This window comes from Bradyrhizobium sp. HKCCYLRH2060 (assembly GCF_051168135.1).
In the GTDB taxonomy this organism is placed as follows: domain Bacteria; phylum Pseudomonadota; class Alphaproteobacteria; order Rhizobiales; family Xanthobacteraceae; genus Bradyrhizobium.
Genome location: NZ_JBNPUK010000017.1, coordinates 1 through 18805 on the forward strand (window position 1 = coordinate 1; position 18805 = coordinate 18805).

16 protein-coding genes are annotated in these 18805 nt (G+C 66.6%); 11 read left to right on the forward strand and 5 right to left on the reverse strand.

Going from position 1 to position 18805, the window contains the following annotated elements:
• Positions 1-107 precede the first annotated feature (107 nt).
• Together ACQR10_RS26795 and ACQR10_RS26800 are read right to left on the reverse strand one after the other, a co-directional pair.
• Complete coding sequence (locus ACQR10_RS26795; protein WP_316218236.1) at positions 108-299, reverse strand: hypothetical protein; 192 nt, start codon at positions 297-299, stop codon at positions 108-110.
• A gap of 339 nt (positions 300-638) precedes the next feature.
• Complete coding sequence (locus ACQR10_RS26800) at positions 639-1022, reverse strand: hypothetical protein (protein WP_316218237.1); 384 nt, start codon at positions 1020-1022, stop codon at positions 639-641.
• Positions 1023-1086: 64 nt separating this feature from the next.
• Here ACQR10_RS26800 and ACQR10_RS26805 point away from each other — a divergent pair, with 64 nt between their 5' ends.
• The 3 genes from ACQR10_RS26805 to ACQR10_RS26815 are packed head-to-tail and all read left to right on the forward strand — an operon-like array spanning position 1087 to position 6267.
• On the forward strand, positions 1087-2046 hold the full coding sequence (locus ACQR10_RS26805; RefSeq protein WP_316218238.1) for a cytochrome c3 family protein: 960 nt from the start codon (positions 1087-1089) through the stop codon (positions 2044-2046).
• Positions 2046-5312 (forward strand): hypothetical protein, encoded by a 3267-nt coding sequence (locus ACQR10_RS26810; protein WP_316218239.1) that lies wholly within the window; start codon positions 2046-2048, stop codon positions 5310-5312. The genes ACQR10_RS26805 and ACQR10_RS26810 overlap by 1 nt, the downstream gene beginning before the upstream one ends.
• On the forward strand, positions 5266-6267 hold the full coding sequence (locus ACQR10_RS26815) for a glycosyltransferase family 9 protein (RefSeq protein WP_316218240.1): 1002 nt from the start codon (positions 5266-5268) through the stop codon (positions 6265-6267). The genes ACQR10_RS26810 and ACQR10_RS26815 overlap by 47 nt, the downstream gene beginning before the upstream one ends.
• On the opposite strand, the gene ACQR10_RS26820 is transcribed toward ACQR10_RS26815, so the two are convergent.
• From ACQR10_RS26820 to ACQR10_RS26830, 3 genes are read right to left on the reverse strand one after another with little or no spacing between them, the layout of a single operon-like run.
• The gene (locus ACQR10_RS26820) at positions 6206-7240 is read right to left on the reverse strand and encodes a class II aldolase/adducin family protein (RefSeq protein WP_316218241.1); all 1035 of its coding nucleotides are present in this window, start codon (positions 7238-7240) and stop codon (positions 6206-6208) included. The two genes, ACQR10_RS26815 and ACQR10_RS26820, sit on opposite strands and share 62 nt — an antisense overlap.
• Before the next feature lie 14 nt (positions 7241-7254).
• On the reverse strand, positions 7255-8124 hold the full coding sequence (locus ACQR10_RS26825) for a TIGR01459 family HAD-type hydrolase (RefSeq protein WP_316218242.1): 870 nt from the start codon (positions 8122-8124) through the stop codon (positions 7255-7257).
• Positions 8121-9395: an FGGY-family carbohydrate kinase gene (locus ACQR10_RS26830; protein WP_316218243.1), complete on the reverse strand. Its 1275-nt coding sequence runs from the start codon at positions 9393-9395 to the stop codon at positions 8121-8123. Before ACQR10_RS26830 ends, ACQR10_RS26825 begins: the two co-directional genes overlap by 4 nt.
• A gap of 180 nt (positions 9396-9575) precedes the next feature.
• Between ACQR10_RS26830 and ACQR10_RS26835 the strand changes: the two genes are divergently transcribed.
• The 8 genes from ACQR10_RS26835 (at position 9576) to ACQR10_RS26870 (ending at position 18792) form a co-directional block, all read left to right on the forward strand.
• Complete coding sequence (locus tag ACQR10_RS26835; RefSeq protein WP_315804181.1) at positions 9576-10565, forward strand: sugar-binding transcriptional regulator; 990 nt, start codon at positions 9576-9578, stop codon at positions 10563-10565.
• 38 nt (positions 10566-10603) lie between these two features.
• On the forward strand, positions 10604-12043 hold the full coding sequence (locus tag ACQR10_RS26840; RefSeq protein WP_316218244.1) for an extracellular solute-binding protein: 1440 nt from the start codon (positions 10604-10606) through the stop codon (positions 12041-12043).
• Positions 12044-12145: 102 nt separating this feature from the next.
• On the forward strand, positions 12146-13072 hold the full coding sequence (locus ACQR10_RS26845; RefSeq protein WP_316218245.1) for a carbohydrate ABC transporter permease: 927 nt from the start codon (positions 12146-12148) through the stop codon (positions 13070-13072).
• Between the two features lie 11 nt (positions 13073-13083).
• A complete protein-coding gene (locus ACQR10_RS26850; protein WP_434912120.1) occupies positions 13084-13941 on the forward strand; it encodes a carbohydrate ABC transporter permease in 858 nt (285 codons plus the stop codon).
• A gap of 6 nt (positions 13942-13947) precedes the next feature.
• Entirely contained in the window at positions 13948-15051 is a 1104-nt protein-coding gene (locus tag ACQR10_RS26855) for an ABC transporter ATP-binding protein (RefSeq protein WP_316218247.1), read from the forward strand.
• Between the two features lie 15 nt (positions 15052-15066).
• Positions 15067-16176 (forward strand): ABC transporter ATP-binding protein, encoded by a 1110-nt coding sequence (locus ACQR10_RS26860; protein WP_315804180.1) that lies wholly within the window; start codon positions 15067-15069, stop codon positions 16174-16176.
• A 2-nt stretch (positions 16177-16178) separates the two neighbouring features.
• Positions 16179-17759, forward strand: coding sequence for an FGGY-family carbohydrate kinase (locus ACQR10_RS26865; protein WP_316218248.1), 1581 nt, complete (start codon positions 16179-16181; stop codon positions 17757-17759).
• Entirely contained in the window at positions 17752-18792 is a 1041-nt protein-coding gene (locus ACQR10_RS26870) for a 2-hydroxyacid dehydrogenase (protein WP_316218249.1), read from the forward strand. Before ACQR10_RS26865 ends, ACQR10_RS26870 begins: the two co-directional genes overlap by 8 nt.
• The last annotated feature ends 13 nt before the right edge of the window (positions 18793-18805 follow it).

The window sequence follows — 18805 nt, forward strand, 5'->3', positions numbered from 1 at the left end:
GACAGCTGTCATAACGGCTCCTTCACCGGCCAGGGCACCAAGGGGGCCATGGGCACCGCGTCGTTCCCGAGCCACGTGGCGACCGGCGGAGCCGATTGCGTGAGTTGTCACAGCAAGGCCGCCAGCGGCGGATATGTGAGCTGGGGCGGCGCGGCGTTCACCCACTCCGCGGCCAACACCAATTGCTCAGCCTGCCACAATGGTTCGAGCGCGAAAGGCCTGACCACCCCGCCGCATATTCCGGTGACGGGCGTGCAGTGCTCGAACTGCCACAGCAACACCGCGGCGAGCTTCGCCACCTACACCATGAGCCATGCTGCCGTGCATGCCACGCGCTGCGACAGCTGTCACAACGGCTCGTATCGCAGCCAGGGCCGCAGGGGTGCGCAGGGGCCGGATCATAGCGCGAAGTCGCAGGATTGCGGCTGCTGCCACGTGCGCGCCGCCGCCAACTTTTCCACCTGGGACGACGACCCGCAGAAGCCGGCAGCGGGCTGCTCCACGACGGCGCGGTCGGTGGTTCCTGCTCAGGCCCCGGCCGTCAAGGCGGTGACGCCGGCCTCGACCGCCAACCGGACGATGACGGCAGCAACGAATCCCGATGCAGCACCCGGTACGAACGCTGCACCGGCTACATCTCAGGCCGGCGCTGCCGCCAAGCCTGCGGCGCCATCCAGTTCGACGCTCCTGTTCAGCAGCAAGCCGCTGGCGAACACGGCTGCGACGTCGACGGCCCCGACAGCGGGATCCGAAGCAGGGGCCTCCGCCAGTTCGTCCGGTTCCTCCAATCCCGACAGTTCGGCCAAAGCTGGCGGCGCGGCGGCGTCCGTGCCGCAGCCGTCGGGGACGCCGCCCCGAATGACATCCGCGACATCACCGCTCTCGCCGAATGATCCCCGCGGTAGGCTCTTGCCTCCAACCGATACGGGCAGCGACTCGCCGGAAGCGAAGAATGCCGGTCGGCTTCCGTCGCTGCTGCCGACGTTCAATCCGAGGGCAGGGCTTGCCGGATCGAGCACCACGGAGGCCGGTTCCAGATTCAATCACATGACGGCGCAAGGGCCATGCGCATCCTGCCATAACGGAATGACCGCGCCTGGCAAGCCGCCGAAGCACGTCGCAACCGCTGCGCCGTGTGAGACCTGTCACAAGAGCACGACGACGTTCAGCGGCGCCCGGTTCAGCCATACTGGAACGACGGCGGCCTGCGCGAGCTGTCACAACGGCATGGCCGCGAGCGGCAAGCCGCAGAAGCACGTAGTCACCAGCGCGCCCTGTGAGACCTGCCACAAGAGCACGACGACGTTCAGCGGCGCCCGGTTCAGCCATACTGGAACGACGGCGGCCTGCGCGAGCTGCCACAACGGCATGGCCGCGAGCGGCAAGCCGCAGAAGCACGTGGTCACCAGCGCGCCCTGTGAGACCTGCCACAAGAGCACGACGACGTTCAGCGGCGCCCGCTTCAGCCACACCGGCACGATGGCGGCCTGCGCGAGCTGCCACAACGGCATGGCCGCGGGCGGCAAGCCCCAGAAGCACGTGGTCACCAGCGCGCCATGCGAAAGCTGCCACAAGAACACCGTGTCGTTCTCGGGCGCGCGGATGGATCACACTAGCCTGACTGCGCCGTGCGCCAGCTGTCACAACGGCTCCAACGCCACCGGAAAGTCGCCGAAGCACTTCGTGACCAACGTCCCCTGCGAGAGCTGCCACCGGACGGTGAGCTGGAGCTCGGTCAATTACCGGCATATGTCGGCGAGCTATCCGAACCATAGCGCGGCCATCGGCTGCACCGCCTGCCACAGCGGCAACTCGCAGGCCGTTCTGTTCAAGTTCGCGGCCTACAAGCCCGACTGCGCCGCCTGCCACGCCAGTGATTTCCGCCCGCAGCAGCACGCCAAGCTCATGAAGCCGGCGCCGATGGATTACACCGTCGCCGAGCTCAAGGACTGCACCGGCGCATGCCATATCTATGCTGACAAGTCGCAGACCACCATCGTCACCCGCCGCCAGCGGCAGCACCGGGTCAATGGAGGTGGCTGGTGATGCGCGACTGCTTCAGACAAGCCGCGGCAGCGAGGTCGGCGGGATGGCTGATCGGTCTGCTGGCCGGCTTGCTCGCAATCCTGCTCGACGGGGTCTTTGGCGTTGCACCGGCCCAGCCGGTCATCGATCAGTTCGTCGCCAATGCAAATGCCACGACGATCGGAAACTGCAGCCTTCTGCGGGTCAATTTTCACGTTCGTGTCCGCTACACCGGGCATTTCCCGCTCGACCAAGGCAGCCAGCTCAGCGTCTCGCTGCAATTGGTCGACCGGGACACCATCATGGCGCGGCGCCTGGTCAGGCGCGAAGGCGTGCGTGTCGACAATGCCCAGGGCTCCGGCCTCCAGGACGTCTATCTGACGCTCGATCAGAACAGGGGACCGATCCTCGTCGTCCAGTTTGCCGGCGAGTTCACCTATCAGATCGTCCAATCCGGTAGCTTCGAGCAGGTGGCGATCGTGGTGGCCCGAAAGGGTCCGGTGTCGGCGTGCAAGGTGAAGGCCCTGGTGCCGAGCGTAGCCGCCCCGGATGCGCCGAAACCGGTTGCGGTCCCCGGTGCGGCGGCGTCGGTCCGCAACGACAATCGCACGATGCAGCAGGCCTCCGCCGCGGACATCCGGTTTGCGGAGGCGTCGATGGACGAGGCTCGCGCGTCGATCAAGAAAGGCAATTTCAGCGCCGCGATCGAGCTCCTGAGGAAGGTGCTGAAACTCCCCGAGAACGGCTCGAGCGCCGAGGCGCAGGAGCTGCTCGGCGTGGCGCGGCAGAAGGCTGGCCAGACCGCTGCCGCGCAGGCGGAATATGAAGACTATCTGCGCCGCTATCCGAGCGGCGAGGGCGCCGAGCGGGTGAGGCAGCGGCTTGCCGCGCTTCTCACCGCGACCAGCAGCGCGCCGGCGCGGCCGCGCGACATGTCTGCTGTCACGCCCGAAGGCGGAGACATGGGGGCAGGCATGCCGACCAAGGCGGCAGGGCCGAACGGGGACACCCGCTGGTCGATGTCGGGCAGCCTCTCGACCACCTTCATCACCAACGACACGACCAGCGCCGTCAAGGACAGGGCGATTGCGCCGAACCCGAATGCGGATCCCGACGCGCACCGGGTGCATCAGAACACGCTGCTGACCAATTTTGACTTTCTCGGTACCGCCGACAACGACCGCATCAGGACCAAGTTCAGGCTGGCGTTCACCCATGAGCGCCAGTTCGATACCGGAAACGACAAATACGGCGTTTCGACCGCGCAGGTCGACTACACGCTGAAGGAAGCCGACGTGACGTTGCGCGTCGGACGGCAATCCCGCAACACCGGCGGCGTGATCGGCCGTTTCGACGGCGCGGTGCTGAGCTGGCAGAAGAGCCCGGGGCTGCGCTTGAACGTGCTCGCGGGCTCGCCGAACTGGAGCCGCTTCGACGCACCGTTCAAGGATGGCAAGACGCTCTATGGCGCAAGCATCGACTTCGGCAAGATCCTGGGTGGCCTCGAGACCACGGTCTACCTGATCACGCAATACGACCGCAACATCGTCGACCGCCAGGCCATCGGCGCCGAATTCCGCTATTTCGACGCCAACAAGTCGCTGCTCGGCCTGATCGACTACGACACGCATTTCCGCGCGCTCAACGCCGCCGTGTTCTCGGGAACGTATACGTTCGAGGACAAGTCGGTCATCAACGCCTCGTTCGACTATCGAAGAGTGCCATTTCTCTCGACCTGGAATGCGCTGCAGGGGCAGCCCTTCCTCACCCTCTACGACATGATGAAGTTCAATACCGCGGGCGAGATCAGGCAGCTCGCGATCGACCGTACGCCGACGTTCCAGTCGGCGATGGTGAGCTACTCGCGGCCATTGAATGAGACTTGGCAGGTTGCTGCCGATGCCACGGTGACCAATCTCACCGGCACGCTGCCGTCCGGCGGCGTCGACGGCACGCCGGCGAGCGGCCTCGAATATTATCTGTCGGCCCAGCTGACCGGGAACGGCATCATCAAGCCGGGCGATCTGTTCATGGGTGCGCTGCGCTACGCGAGCCTGGCGGACTCCAAGTTCTACGTTCTCGATCTTGCCACGCGCTATCCGATCACGCCCGATCTCGCCATCAGCCCGCGGCTGCGGGCGGGGTACAGGTCCGGGACCCGGACCGACCTGAAGGAGTACACGGTTCTGCCGTCGCTGCTGGTCAGCTATCTCTGGTCGAAGGAGATCAGCCTGGAAACGGAGATCGGCTATCGGTTCGTCGACAGCACGCTCGCCAACGTCAAGACGACGACCAAGGACCTGTTCGCGACGGTCACGTTGCGGCGCGATTTCAACGCCGACGGTGTCACCAAGTGCAACGCCTCGGTCGTCAGTTGCGCCTGGGCCAGGCCTGCAGCGTTGCAGGGCGGGCAGGGGGCAGGCTCGGGCGACATGCCGCTGCAATCGCGCGCGTCGATCCTGCCGTCCTACATGCTGGAGACCGGTGTGCGCTACTGGTTCAGCTCCGGGCAGAATCGCTACCGCTATTTCGCCGATCAGGCTGCGACGCTTCAGGTCTCCCGGCTCGCCTATGGCGGCATGACCGGGCACAGCGGCGAGATGTTTTTCAGGATCGATGCGCTCGACGGTCCGTTCACCAACATGTTTCTGAAGGGCTATATAGGGGCGGGCAAGATCAGCTCGGGCACGCTCGTCGACGAGGACTTCGCTCCGTTCGTCAATCCGTCGTCCAAGACCGTCAGCAGCGTGGGCGGGGGGCTGCAATATGCAAATCTCGATGTCGGTTTCAACCTGCTGGAGACCGAACGCTTCCGGCTCGGCGCCTTCGTCGGCTATCAATATTGGACGGAGACGGTGGACGCGCGGGGCTGCACCCAGGTGGGCGGCAATCCGACGATCTGCGCTCCTGCGCTGGGGCCGGGCGTGAAGGTGGTGACCGAGCAGGATCGCTGGCATAGCGGACGGGCCGGTGTCTCCCTCGACACGCGGCTGTCAGACCGGCTGAGCTGGCAGGCGGAGGCCGCCTATGTCTGGACCACGCAGAATGCGATCGACACGCACTATTTCACGTTCGGGCGCGATCCCGCCTCAGGGCAAGGAAGCGGCTTCCAGGCCGAGACCGTGCTGAACTACCAGTTGACCGACAATTTCCGCATCGGCATCGGTGGGCGCTGGTGGCATCTCAGCACCAATGCCGTCGATTCGTTCAATCAGGTCCTGAGATATACGACGGAGCGCTATGGCGTCTTCCTCCAGGGCTCCTACCAGTTCAATCGGGCAAAATAGCCGGCCGGAGGCGTCCAATCATGAACGACCGGACGGCCATCCGGCCTTCGCGGGACAAACCATCATCATCGCCGCCGATGAAGGACTGGGTGATACGATCCAGTTCGTCCGCTACGTGCCGATGGTCGCAGCGCTGGGCGCGCGCGTGATCCTCGCCGTTCAAGAGTGGTTGCTTCCGCTGTTGTCGAAGATGCCAGGCATTTCGCAGTGTGTTCCTGTCGCGGAGGCCAGCGAACTTGCGGGAGTGGATGTCCAGTGTCCGATCATGAGCCTGCCGCTTGCCTTTCGGACGACACTGGCCACGATTCCAGCGCCGGTGTCCTATTTGCCGGCGCCTGATCCGGATCGGATCCAACTCTGGCAGGAGCGCCTTGGCACCCCGGAGAAATTGCGGATCGGCCTGGTCTGGTCAGGCAATCCCAACCACCTCGATGACCACAATCGTTCCATCCCATTGCGCATGTTTTCCCGCCTGCTCCGCGAGGATGCGGCGTTCATCAGCCTGCAGAAGGAGCCGAAGGCCGAAGACAAGGCCGTGCTCCAGGAGGCGAGCGGGATCGTGGACCTGTCAGGTCTACTTGCCGATTTCGCCGATACCGCCGCGCTGATCTCATGTCTGGATCTCGTGATCACGGTCGATACCAGTGTCGCTCATCTCGCCGGCGCGCTTGGCTGTCCGACCTGGACGCTCCTGTCGTACACGCCGGACTATCGCTGGCTGCTCGATCGTGACGACAGCGTCTGGTACCCGCGCATGCGCCTGTTCCGTCAGCGCGAAAGGCGCGATTGGCGCGAGGTCATCGATCAGGTCGGAGATGCGCTTCGTGAACGGATCGTGGCGAGGGCGTCGTCCCCGCCGGTCTCTAGCGATGATCGCGTGGTCCTCCGCCGCTTCAATTCGACGACTGGCGGCTTGCCGTCAGTTGCTGGCGGTAACGTTCGGCGTCCCAGTTGAGCAGCAACTGCTCGTGCTGCGACGAGAGATAGCCGATATCGGCCGATAGCGGCAGGCGGCTGGTCACGAGCGCGAGGCAGCTCAGCATGGCCTCGGCGCCCGGGCTGGCGTCGCTGCGGATGATGGCACCGAGACCCGGCGCGAGCGCTGCGACGGGCGCGGGCAGGCGGCTCGCTTTGGCGCGCGCGAGCAGCGTGGCGAGGTCGCTGGCGCTCTCGATCGTCGGCAGGCCCGGGCCGAGAAACACGACGTGGTCCGGATACAATGAGCCGCCGGTCGCGATGGCGCGGTTGAACGGATCGGTGGCGATGCCGTGGCTACCAGCATCCTGCGGCAGGCGATAGGCGGTGCCGGCGCACAGACGGCGCAAGGCCGCTGCGTCGCCAGCAAGCGCCGGGCGTACCGGCAGCGCCAGCCGGTGCTCGACGTCATGGACCAGCGCCTCGGCCTGATCGCAGCTCTCGGCACCGACGACGAGGCCGTGATTGCCGAGGGTCAGCACGTCGATGCGGTCGCGCGCGACGATGGCGCTCACTGCGCGCGCCAGCGGCAGCCCGGGATGAAAGTAATCGAGATGGCGCCAGGCGAGCCCGTCCAGCCGCGCCGCAAAGTCATCGCGCGCATCGCGCCGCGCCGCCCAGGCGATGGTGTTGACGGCGTGCACGTGCAGCACGATCCGGTGCGGCAGCAGCGCATGCAGCGCGGTCTCGATCGAGGCGCGCAGGGGACCGGGAGCGGCCAGCGGAATGCGCTCGTCGTCAGCGGCGAGCGCGTCGCGCGCCGCCGGCAGGAGCACAGGCACGAAGATGTCCTTCGCGTCGGCATCGGCAAGCCAGGTGCCGGACGCCTTCACCCACAGCACATCATCCTGCTTGAGCGAGGAGTTGCCGCCGGCGCCTTGCACCAGCTCGATGTTGCGGCCGACCCGCGCCGACATCCGGCGCAACTCCTGAAGCTCGGCTGGCTCGCGCATTTCGCATCTCCTTCTCACCAAGAAAGGTGCTGCATCGTCCAGTTCGGCATGCGGCCGGGCGAAGCTGCGAGCTTGCGCGTCGCCGCAGCGAGGTCGGGCGCGCCGGCCAAGGTCGTGCGATGCACGCCATCGCCGAGCAGCAGGCTCTGCAAGCCTGTGGCGCGGGCGCCGGCGACGTCATGGTCGAGCGAGTCGCCGATCATCAGCACGCGGTGCGGCTCCGGATCGCCGAGCTGCTCCAGCGCGGCCGCGAAGATCGGCTGATACGGCTTGCCGACGAAGCTCACCGGGCCGCCGAGCCACTCATAGGCGCGGGCCAGCGTGCCGGGTGCCGGCACGAGGCCGGCTGCACCGAACATCATCAGGTCGGGATTGGCACAGATCATCGGCACGCCCCGTGCCGCTGCTCCGGTGAATCGGTCGCGCCAGGGGTCCGGCTCGGCGAGGTCGTCATCGAGGCCGCCGAGCAGGATGAAGTCGGCGTCCCGCATATCCGTCACGAGGACGAGATCGAGCCCGTCGATCAGCGAGCAGTCGCCGCCCCTGGTGATCAGGAAGCAGGCGCTGCCGCAATCGGTGAACGGCGCGCGCGTCCGGTCGCGTAGTCCGCTCCAGGTCACCTCGCCCGAGGTGAGAATGCCGTCATAGGCCGAGCGCGGCAGGCCGAGCCGGGCGAGGCGCTCGGCATTGGCGCTCGCGCGCTTGCCGGAGTTCGACAGCACCAGGATCTGCTTGCCGGCCTCGCGCAGCCGCAGGACGCAGTCGTGAGCCGCCGGAAGCACGGTCCTGCCGTCATGCAACGTGCCCCATTGATCGAGCAGGACGTGATCGAACCGCTCGGCGATGGCGGACAGGCCGCTGATCTCGCACGCTGCCGCCGTCATTGCGGCGGTCCCTGCAGCGCCAGCAGCGCCGCGCCGTAGCTCGCTTCGGTCTGCGCGGCAACGCTCACGGGCACGCCGACGATGCGCCGGCGGATATCGGTCCAGGCGTCGTTCCGGGCGCCGCCGCCAATGCTGATCACCCGCCGCAGCGCCGGTGCGCCGAGCGCGTGCAGGCGCTGATAGGCGAGCGCCTCGACGCTCGCGATGCCTTCGAGCAGCGCCTGGAAGAAGCGGTGATCCTCGGCCGGGCGCGGCGTGATCTTTGGTGCGAGGGCGGGGTCGGCGATGGGGAAGCGCTCGCCGGGTTTGGGCAGCGGATAGTAGTCGAGCCCGGTGGGCTCGTCCGGGCGCAGCAGCGGGGTCATGCAGGCCATGTCGGCGGCGGTGAAATGCGCGAGCAGCGCGGCGCCACCGGAGTTCGATGCACCCCCGGCGAGCCATTTGTCACCGAGGCGGTGCGAGTAGACACCCTGATCGGCGGCGAAGATCGGCTGCGTCGCGACCAGCTTCACCACCAGCGTGGTGCCGAGCGAGGTCACCGCATCGCCTGGCGTGTCGGCGCCGGTGGCGATGAAGGCGGCGACGCCGTCGGTGGTGCCGGCGACGATGCGCGCCGACGGCGACAGACCGAGCGCGCGCGCGGTCGACGGATCGATGTCGGCGAATGGCGTGCCCGGCACCAGAATGCTCGGCAGCACGTCGCGGGGAACGCCGAGCTGATCGATCCAGCGCGGCCATTCGCGCCTGACGGGATCATAGCCGAGCTTCAGCGCGTTGTTCTCGTCGCTGACGCCGTGGCGGCCGGCGAGGCGTCCGGCGATCCAGTCGGCCTGGTGCACGGCGTGCCGCGCGCCTGTCGTGGAGGCGAGCAGATGCATGAGCTTGGCAAGCGGGCTGCTCGTGCCATGCGCGCCGCTTTCGGGCGGCGCCACCGCGGCGATCCGCCTGGCTTCGCCGACCGCGCGCGCATCGTTGTACATCAGTCCGTGCGAGCGGGGCCGTCCGTCGGCGTCGATCAGCAGCAAGGTGCCCGAGGTGCCGTCGACCGCGATGCGCGCGATGGCGCCGAGATCGACGATCCTGCCGAGCTTGTCGAGCGCTGCGACCGTCGCCTGCCACCACAGCTCGGGATCCTGGTCGACGGCGTTGCCGTCCTGGCGCGGCGCGGCGAGCGGAACGGCGGCTGCGCCCTTGATCTCGCCGCGCGCGTCGACGGCGCAGGCGCGCACACCGCTCGTGCCCACGTCGATGCCGACAAACAACTCCGTCATGCGACCTCATCCCGTTGTGCGCCGGCGAGCATGCCTGTGCTTGCCCGGCGCGTCATCCCTGACGCGCTGCAGCACGTTTGGGGGATTGACGGCCGGATCGCCGTCTGCAATTTTTTGCAAGGTGTGAAGAAATTTGCAAGCAGGCATTCAAGCGTGACGACAGCTTCCGACAGGGCGTCGATGGTGGACGGCGAGGCTTCGCTGGCGACGCGCGCCGCATGGCTGTATTTCGCGGCCGGGCTGACGCAGTCGGAGGTCGCCGATCGGCTCAACATCCAGAGCACGAAGGCGCATCGCCTGATCGCGCGCGCCAGCCGCGAGGGCATGATCCGTGTCTTCGTCGAGGGTCCCGTCGCCGAATGCGTCGCACTCGAGAACGCGCTGGCCGAACGCTACGGGCTCGACTTCTGCCGTGTCGCGCCGGATCTCGGCGAGGGCGACCTGCCGCTGAAGGCGCTGGCGCTGGAGGGCGCGAGCTTCCTGCGCCAGGTGCTGGAGCGCGGCGACGACAAGATCATCGGTGTCGGCCACGGCCGCACGCTCGCGGCCGTGGTGGCGCAACTGCCGCAGACGCCGGCGCGCGACGTGCAGTTCGTGTCGCTGCTCGGTGGCCTGACGCGCAAATTCGCCGCCAATCCGTTCGACGTGATCCATCGCCTGGCCGAGCGCACCGGCGCCGAAGCCTATCTGCTGCCGGTGCCCGTGTTCGCCAACTCCGTCGCCGACCGCCGCGTGCTGATGCAGCAGTTCGGCATTGCCGACGTGTTTGCTCTCGCGCAGAAGGCTTCGCTGCTGTTCGTCGGCATCGGCCAGATCCATGCCGACGGCTTCCTGGTGTCGAGCGGCATGATCAAGCCGGACGAGGTCGTCGAGCTGAAGCGCGCCGGCGCCTGCGCCGACCTGCTCGGGCATTTCTTCAACGCCCAGGGCGAGCTGCTCGATCTCGATCTTTCGGCGCGGGCCACCTCGATGGCCGCTGCCGATCTGAAGAAACACCGCATCGTCGCCATCGGCGGCGGCGAGGCGAAGATCACGGCCCTGCGCGCTGTGCTGCGCAGCGGCTTCCTGAATGGCCTCATCATCGACGAGGCGACCGCTCAGGCATTGGCGACTGACAAGCCGGAGAAGACATCCGGCAACTCCAAGAACAAGAGTCGGAAGGGCAGGTAACGCGAACACGTCTCTACAAAAAACAAAGGGAGGGTTGAATGTACGATCGTGAGAAGAATCTCTTTGCGTCCTATGCCGGCAAGCGCATCAGCCGGCGTGATCTGCTCGACGGTGCCGCCAAGCTCGGCATTGCCGGTGTCGCCGCCAATGCCGCCTTTGCGTCCGCGATGTCGAAGGCGATGGCCGCTGACTTCAATTGGAAGGCGCATAGCGGCAAGACCGTCAAGCTGCTCTTGAACAAGCATCCTTACGTCGATGCGATGATCGGCGACATCGAGGCGTTCAAGAGCCTCACCGGCATGAACGTCACCTACGACATCTTCCCGGAGGACGTCTATTTCGACAAGGTGACGGCGGCGCTGTCGTCGAAGTCCGACCAGTACGACGCCTTCATGACCGGCGCCTACATGACCTGGACCTATGGTCCGGCCGGCTGGATCGAGGACCTCAACACCTACATCAAGGATCCCGCCAAGACCAATCCGGCCTTCGCCTGGGACGACGTGCTGCCCGGCCTGCGGTCGTCGACGGCCTGGGATGGCGTCGCCGGCTCCGAGCTCGGCTCCGGCAAGGCCAAGCAGTGGTGCATCCCGTGGGGCTACGAGCTCAACAACATCACCTATAACCGCAAGATATTCGACAAGGTCGGCGTCAAGCCGCCGAAGAACCTCGACGAGATGCTCGACGTCGCGGCCAAGATCACCAAGGATGCCGGCGGTCCCTACGGCGTCGGTGTGCGCGGCTCGCGCTCCTGGGCCACCATCCATCCGGGCTTCCTATCGGCCTACGCCAATTTCGGCCAGAAGGATTTCGTGATGGAGGGCGGCAAGCTCAAGGCCGCGATGAACACCAAGGCCTCGAAGGACTTCCACGAGAAGTGGGTCAGGATGATCCAGGGCTCGGGCCCCAAGAACTGGTCGACCTACACCTGGTACCAGGTCGGCACTGATCTGGGCGCCGGCGCCTCCGGCATGATCTTCGACGCCGACATTCTCGGCTACTTCATGAACGGCGGCGAGAACAAGGAGCGCGGCAATCTCGGCTACGCGCCGTTTGCAGCCAATCCGGCCGCCAAGGCGCCGACGCCGAACGTCTGGATCTGGTCGCTGGCGATGTCGAGCTTCTCCAAGCAGAAGGATGCGGCCTGGACGTTCATGCAGTGGGCGGCCTCCGTCGAGCATGATCTGTTCGGCGCCCGCAAGATGGACTTCGTCAATCCGGTCCGCGCCTCTGTGTGGAAGGACAGCGAATTCCGCGACCGCATCGCCAAGTCCTATCCCGGCTATCTCGAGCAGCATGACCTCTCGGCCCCCGGTGCGAAGATCTACTTCACGGCGCAGCCGTTGTTCTTCGACCTCACCACGGAGTGGGCGGCGTCGCTGCAGAAGATGGTGGCCAAGGAGATCAGCGTCGATGAAGGCCTCGACAAGTTGGCCGACAGCATCAACCGTCAGTTGAAGCAGGCCGGCCTCGGCTGAGCCCAGGCGCACTCTCCATGACCACCCGCCGGTCCGGCCGCTCCCCCACGGGCGTCCGGACCGGCCCATCACTGCGAATGTGTGATCACGTCTGTCATGAGCATGGCTGAACTTGTCGAGACCCCGGCGGTGCCGCGACGCGCGAAACGCTGGCGCGGGCGGATGCTGCCGTATCTGCTGAGCCTGCCGGCGCTGCTGGTGTGCATCGCCATCCTGGTGCCATTCGTGACCGCGGCGATCTATTCGCTGCAGCGCTACCGGCTCAACCTGCCTTACTTGCGCGGCTTCATCGGCGTCGACAACTACATCGACTTCCTGTCCGATCCTGCGTTCTGGAACACGCTGCGGATCTCGCTCGTCTACACCGCGGTGACCGTGATCGCCGAACTGCTGCTCGGCCTCGGCATCGCGCTCCTGCTGCGGCGGCCGACGCGCTTCCACAACGCCGTGTCTATCATGCTGCTGCTGCCGCTGATGACGGCGCCGGCGATCGCCGCGCTGATGTGGAAGCTGATGACCAATCCGAGCTTCGGCATCCTGTCCTATCTTGTCGGCCTGTTCGGCGCGCACGATTTCAAGTGGGCGTCCGATCCGTCGACCGCGCTGTTCACCGTCGTGCTGGTCGACGTCTGGGTCTACACGCCCTTCATCATGATCCTGCTCTTGGCCGGTCTGCGCTCGCTGCCACGGCAGCCGTTCGAGGCCGCCGCACTCGACGGCGTGCCTGCAAGCTTCGTGTTCTTCCGCATCACTCTGCCGATGCTCGCGCCCTACATCATCACGGCGTCGCTGTTCCGGCTGCTCGACTCCATCCAGCAGTTCGACATCGTCTATGCGATGACCCAAGGCGGCCCCGGCGACCGGCTGATGGTGTTCCAGGTGCAGGCCTATCTGGAATTTTTCCAGTACACCAATGTCGGACGCTCGGCGGCGCTTTTGATGATCCTGTGGCTGATCACCAACATCCTGTCGAACATCTTCATCAAGAACTGGCTGCGGCTGCGCGAACGCGCCCACGGTCACGCCTGAGGAGGCCGCCGATGGATCATTCCAGTCTCGCCGGGCGCATCTTCCGCGGCATTGCGCTCTCGCTGGTGCTCGTCTTCTTCATGTTCCCGATCGTCTGGATCCTCATGATGTCGTTCCAGAGCAACGAGCAGATCCTGCGTATCCCGCCGCGCATATTCTTCGAGCCGACGCTCGCCAATTACGAGGCGCTGATCTCCGGCCAGTTGCGTACGGCCGCCGGCAATCTGCAGATCTCGTTCATGCGTAACCTCATGAACAGCTTCATCCTGTCAAGCGCCTCGGTGGTCCTGGCACTGCTGCTCGGCGTGCCCGCGGCCTATGCGTTCGCGCGGTTCAAGTTCAAGCTCGGCGAGACCATCGCGTTCACGCTGCTGTCGTTCCGCTTCGCGCCGCCGCTCCTGGTGCTGCTGCCGCTGTCGCTGTACTACCAGCAGCTCGGCTTGAACGACACGTATTTCGGCATCGTCTGGGTCTATCAGCTGATCGCGCTGCCGCTGATCCTGTGGATCGTGCGCGGCTATTTCGAGGACGTCAGCCCCGACATCGAGCACGCCTACCGGCTGGCGGGGCATTCCTGGCGCGAGGCGTTCACCCGGATCGCCGTCCCGCTGGCGGGACCCGGGATCGCGGCGGCGGGCTTGCTGTCCTTCATCTTCTGCTGGAACAATTTCGTGTTCGCGCTGATCCTGGCCTCGGCCGACAAGCAGCCGGTGACGGTGGGCGCGCTCGCCTTCGTGACGGCGTCCGGCATCCAATATGGCCAGATCGCAGCCGCAATCGTGCTGTCGGTGACGCCGACCTTGCTGCTCGCGCTCTATGCGCAGCGCTATCTGGTCGAAGGTCTCTCGCTCGGTGCAGTGAAGGGTTGAGGATACATGGCCCGTCTCGAACTCCAATCGGTCGACAAGAGCTTCGGCGCCGCAAGCTGTGCCAAGGGCGTGTCGCTCGCGGTCGAGCCCGGCGAGATCGTCGCGGTGTTCGGCCCGTCCGGCAGCGGCAAGACCGTGCTGCTGCGCATGATCGCCGGCATGTTCGAGCCTGATGCGGGCGACATCCTGGTCGGGGGCCGTTCGATCGTCGATGCGGCGCCGGAGCAGCGCGGCATCGGCATGGCGTTCCAGAACTTTGCGCTGTTTCCGCATATGAGCGCCCGCGACAACATCGCCAGCGGCCTGCGGGCGACGGGCGCAGCCGATGTCGCGGCGAAGGTTGCGGCGATGAGCCGGCTGTTGAAGATCGAGCACGTGCTCGGCCACAAGCCTCGTGAACTGTCGAACGGCCAGAAGCAGCGCACCGCGCTGGCGCGCGCTCTGATCGGCAATCCTGAGGTGCTGCTGCTCGACGATCCCTTGCGCAACGTCGATGCCAAGCTGCGCTACGAGATGCGGCTGGAGCTGCCGAGCCTGCTGCGTCGGAGCTCTGCGGCGGTGCTTTATGTGACGCAGGATTATCGCGAGGCGATGGCGATCGCCGATCGCATTGCCGTGCTGATCAATGGCCGCCTGGTGCAGGTGGCGCGGCCGGAGGAGATCTATGCGCGGCCCGCGTCGGTTGCGGTGGCGCGGCTGTTCGGCGATCCCAGCATCAATCTCTCGGAGGTCGTGCCGGTGGTGGAGCAGGGCCGGTTGATAGCGGCTATCGCCGGGACGCAGGTCCGGCTCGATGTCGACGATCTGCCGGCGGATGCGCGGGAGCGCTGCTGGCTGGGCGTGCGGCCGGACGATGTCGCGGTGACGCGCCATGGCGGTGAAGGCGCGATCCCCGCGCGCACCGTCGCCGTCACTCCGATTCATGAGCGTGCCGTGGTGCTGCTGCGCTTTGCTGACGGATCCGAGTGGCTGGCGGCGCTGGCGCCCGAGGCGCTGGAAGCCGGCGCCGACGAGGACGTGTTCGTGCGGTTCGCGCCCGAATCTGCGTTGCTGTTCGACCATGCGACGGGAGACCGTATTGGTGTCTTGCCGCGTCGGCAGGCGGCGTGAGGATGTGAGATGGGCATGCTCGAGATCCGCAACGTCGACAAGGTCTATCACAGCCGAGGCAAGGCGCCGGTTCACGCGGTGCGCGCGCTCGACATGGAGGTGAAGGCGGGCGAGATCGTCGCGCTGCTCGGCTCGTCCGGCTGCGGCAAGACCTCGACCTTGCGCATGATCGCCGGCTTCGAGAGTGTGAGCTCTGGATCGATCGCGCTGGCGCAGCGGCCGATCCATGATCTGGCGCCGGCGAAGCGCAGGGTCGCGATGGCGTTCGAAGGCTATTCGCTGTATCCGCCGCTGACGGTGCGCGAGAATATCGCCTTCGCCCTGAAGGCGCAGCAGTTGTCGCGCGTCGAGATCGCCCACCGCGTCGACAGCATCGCCCGCCTGGTCGAGATCGAGGACATTCTCGATCATCATCCGCGCGCGCTCTCCGGCGGCCAGCAGCAGCGGGTGTCGCTGGCGCGGGCGCTGGTGCGCGATGCCGACCTTTATCTGCTCGACGAGCCGATGGGCCAGTTGGAGCCGCAATTGCGCGCGGTGCTGCGCGGCCGCATCAAGGGCCTGCTCGCCGAGCGCGGCATGACCGCGATCTTCGTGACCCATGACCAGACCGAGGCGAGCGCGCTCGCCGATCGCATCGCCGTCATGGAAGACGGTGTGCTGCAACAGTTCGCCGGCGAACGGGAGTTGAAGAACCGCCCGGCCAATCTGTTCGTCGCGAGCTTCATCGGCGAGCCGCCGATGAACCTGCTGGAGACTGTGGTGACGCAGGAGGAAGGCGGGTTCCGCTTGTCTGTCGGCTCCGATGTTGCCTTTCATATTCCCGGGCAGACGTTGGACGTGGCAGGACAGCAGACGCTGGTGCGGACCGATCGGATCAAGGTCGGCATCCGGCCGCAGCGGATCGCGATCGGCAGCGGCGAGGCGCGGCTGCGCGTGGTCTCCAACCAGTGGCTCGGCGATCAGTCGCATATTGCGGGCGAATGCGCCGGTCATCTGCTGGTCGCGGTGACATCGAGCAAGATCGCGGCGCGGCCGGGCGATGTCGTGCCCTGCGCGCTGGAGTCACGCCATCTCCACATTTTCGGCGCCGACGGCATCTGCGTCCGCCACGCGGAGGCGCGCTGACCATGACCTCGGCTGCGACCCGCGACGTGATCATCGGCATCGACGCCGGGACCTCGGTGATCAAGGCGGTCGCGTTTGCGCGGGATGGCCGCCAGCTCGGCGAGTTCGCGATTCCGAACAGCTACACCACCTTGCCCGGTGGTCGTGTCGAGCAGGACATGGAGCGGACGTGGACCGACACTGTCGCGGCGTTGCGCGGCCTGGGCGGCGCGCTGCCGGACCTGTCCCGTCGCGTCGCCGCGATCGCCGTGACCGGGCAGGGCGACGGCACCTGGCTGATCGACGCGGACGGCCGTCCAGTCGCGCCCGCGCTGCTGTGGCTCGACTCGCGCGCGGCAGGCTTCGTTGAGACCTTCCGAGGCGGCGAGCGCAACGCCGCGCATTACCAACGCACCGGATCGGGGCTCAACGCCTGCCAGCAGGGGGCGCAGCTGGCCTGGCTGCAGGCGCATGACGCAGAGATGCTCGAACGCGCGAGTACGGCGTTCCACTGCAAGGATTGGCTCTACTTCAAGCTGACAGGCGAGCGGACCACCGATCCGTCCGAGGCGACGTTCTCCTGCGGCGACTTTCGCCGGCGTGGTTTCGACGGCGAAGCCGCGCGTCTTGTCGGGATCGCCGATTCCGCGCGCCTGTTTCCGGATGTCGTCGATGGTGTCACGACGACGCATGGCTTGACCGCGGCGGCCGCGGCCGAAACGGGCTTGCCCGATGGCGTGCCGGTGTCGCTCGGCTATGTCGATGTTATCTGCAATGCGCTCGGTGGTGGGCTGTATGATCCCGCACCCGACGTCGGCTGCACCATCATCGGTTCGACCGGCATGCACATGCGGCTGGTGAACGGCGCCGACGCGGTCAAGCTGAATGCCGAGGCGACCGGCTATACGATGCCGTTCCCGGTGCCCGGTCACTATGCACAGATGCAGTCGACCATGGCTGCGACCTTGAACATCGACTGGCTGCTCGATGTCGCGCGCGGCGTGCTCGCCATGGAAGGCATCGCGAGGTCGCGCAATGATCTGATCCGGCGCCTCGACGAGCACGTGCTCGCGGCGAAGGTGGGCGAGCTGCTGTATCATCCGTTCATCTCCGACGCCGGCGAACGCGGCCCCTTCGTGTCCCACGAGGCGTCCGCCCAACTGGTCGGCCTGCGCATCCGCCACGGCTACTGGGATCTGATGCGCGCCGTGATGGAGGGACTGGCCTTCGCCGCACGCGACTGCTACGCGGCGATGGGACCGCTGCCGAGGGAAATTCGCCTGACCGGGGGCGCGGCGCGCAGCCGCGCGCTCGGCGCCATTCTTGGTGCGGCACTTGGCAGCACGATTCGAGTCTGCCGTCGCGAGGAGGCCGGCGCATCGGGCGCGGCGATGATCGCGGCGGTCGCGACCGGGCTCTACCCGGACATGATGGATTGCGCGGAGGAGTGGGTGAGACCGTATCTGGATGAGCCGCAAGCGCCGGATGCGGCGCTGGCGGAACGTTATGCGCAATTGTTCCCGGCCTATGTCGACGCCCGCCTCGCGGCGCGGCCGGTCTGGAAGCAGCTCGCCGCGCAGCGCACGGGTGCCGATCATGTCTAGCTCCATCGCCATCATCGGCGACCGCTTCATGCTGCCCTCGGTGTTTGCCGAGCGCATCACCGCCATCTGCGGCGATGGCATCGACATCCGCATGCTCGAGCAGCCCTGGCCGGACGAGCCGATGGAGCACGGCTATGCCGGCTCGAAGCTCGACGGGCTCAAGGAGTTCATGGGCGATCCTGATGAGCTCGCTGAGTTCATCGGCGAGGCGCCCCTGCTGGTGACGCATCTCGCGCCGATCTCGCGCGCGATGCTGCGGCGGCTGCCGAGCCTGAAATTCATCGCGGTGTCGCGCGGCGGCCCGGTCAATATCGACATGCAGGCGGCGCGCGATCACGGCGTGCTCGTCGTCAATACGCCCGGACGCAACGCCAGCGCGGTGGCGGAATTCACCATCGGCGCGATGCTCGCGGAGACCCGGCTGATCCGCAGCGGCCACGAGTCGATGCGGGGCGGCGAGTGGCGCGGCGATCTCTACCGTGCGGATCGCACGGGACGCGAGCTCGGCGAGATGACAGTCGGCATCGTCGGCTATGGCGCGATCGGCACCCGCGTGGTGAAGCTGTTGAAGGCGTTCGGCTGCAAGATCCTGGTGACCGACCCTTACGTCCAGCTCAGCGCCCAGGACCGCAACGACGGCGTCGAGCACGTCGCGCTGCCCGATCTCCTGGCGCGCGCCGACGTCATCAGCCTGCATGCCCGCGTCACCGCGGAAACCACCGGCTTGATCGATCGCGACGCACTGGCACGGGTCAAGCCCGGCGCGATCCTGATCAACACGGCGCGAGGGCCGCTGGTCGACTATCGCGCGCTCCATGATGCGCTCAGCTCGCAGCGGCTGGCGGGGGCGATGCTCGACACCTTCGCGGTCGAGCCGGTCCCGCCGGACTGGCCGCTGCTGCAGCTCCCCAATGTCACGCTGACGCCGCACATCGCCGGCGCCTCCGTGCGCACCGTCACCTTTGCCGCCGACCAGGCGGCCGAAGAGGTTCGCCGCTATCTGGCCGGCGAGCCGCCGCTCAATCCCTGCTGACGACGAAAGGTTT

Coding starts and splice junctions, on each gene's coding strand:
- ACQR10_RS26805 (WP_316218238.1), top strand. CDS start 1,087: ATGACCGCGCCTGGCAAGCCGCCGAAGCACGTCGCAACCGCTGCGCCG.
- ACQR10_RS26810 (WP_316218239.1), top strand. CDS start 2,046: ATGCGCGACTGCTTCAGACAAGCCGCGGCAGCGAGGTCGGCGGGATGG.
- ACQR10_RS26815 (WP_316218240.1), top strand. CDS start 5,266: ATGGCGTCTTCCTCCAGGGCTCCTACCAGTTCAATCGGGCAAAATAGC.
- ACQR10_RS26820 (WP_316218241.1), bottom strand. CDS start 7,240: ATGCGCGAGCCAGCCGAGCTTCAGGAGTTGCGCCGGATGTCGGCGCGG.
- ACQR10_RS26825 (WP_316218242.1), bottom strand. CDS start 8,124: ATGACGGCGGCAGCGTGCGAGATCAGCGGCCTGTCCGCCATCGCCGAG.
- ACQR10_RS26830 (WP_316218243.1), bottom strand. CDS start 9,395: ATGACGGAGTTGTTTGTCGGCATCGACGTGGGCACGAGCGGTGTGCGC.
- ACQR10_RS26835 (WP_315804181.1), top strand. CDS start 9,576: ATGGTGGACGGCGAGGCTTCGCTGGCGACGCGCGCCGCATGGCTGTAT.
- ACQR10_RS26840 (WP_316218244.1), top strand. CDS start 10,604: ATGTACGATCGTGAGAAGAATCTCTTTGCGTCCTATGCCGGCAAGCGC.
- ACQR10_RS26845 (WP_316218245.1), top strand. CDS start 12,146: ATGGCTGAACTTGTCGAGACCCCGGCGGTGCCGCGACGCGCGAAACGC.
- ACQR10_RS26850 (WP_434912120.1), top strand. CDS start 13,084: ATGGATCATTCCAGTCTCGCCGGGCGCATCTTCCGCGGCATTGCGCTC.
- ACQR10_RS26855 (WP_316218247.1), top strand. CDS start 13,948: ATGGCCCGTCTCGAACTCCAATCGGTCGACAAGAGCTTCGGCGCCGCA.
- ACQR10_RS26860 (WP_315804180.1), top strand. CDS start 15,067: ATGCTCGAGATCCGCAACGTCGACAAGGTCTATCACAGCCGAGGCAAG.
- ACQR10_RS26865 (WP_316218248.1), top strand. CDS start 16,179: ATGACCTCGGCTGCGACCCGCGACGTGATCATCGGCATCGACGCCGGG.
- ACQR10_RS26870 (WP_316218249.1), top strand. CDS start 17,752: ATGTCTAGCTCCATCGCCATCATCGGCGACCGCTTCATGCTGCCCTCG.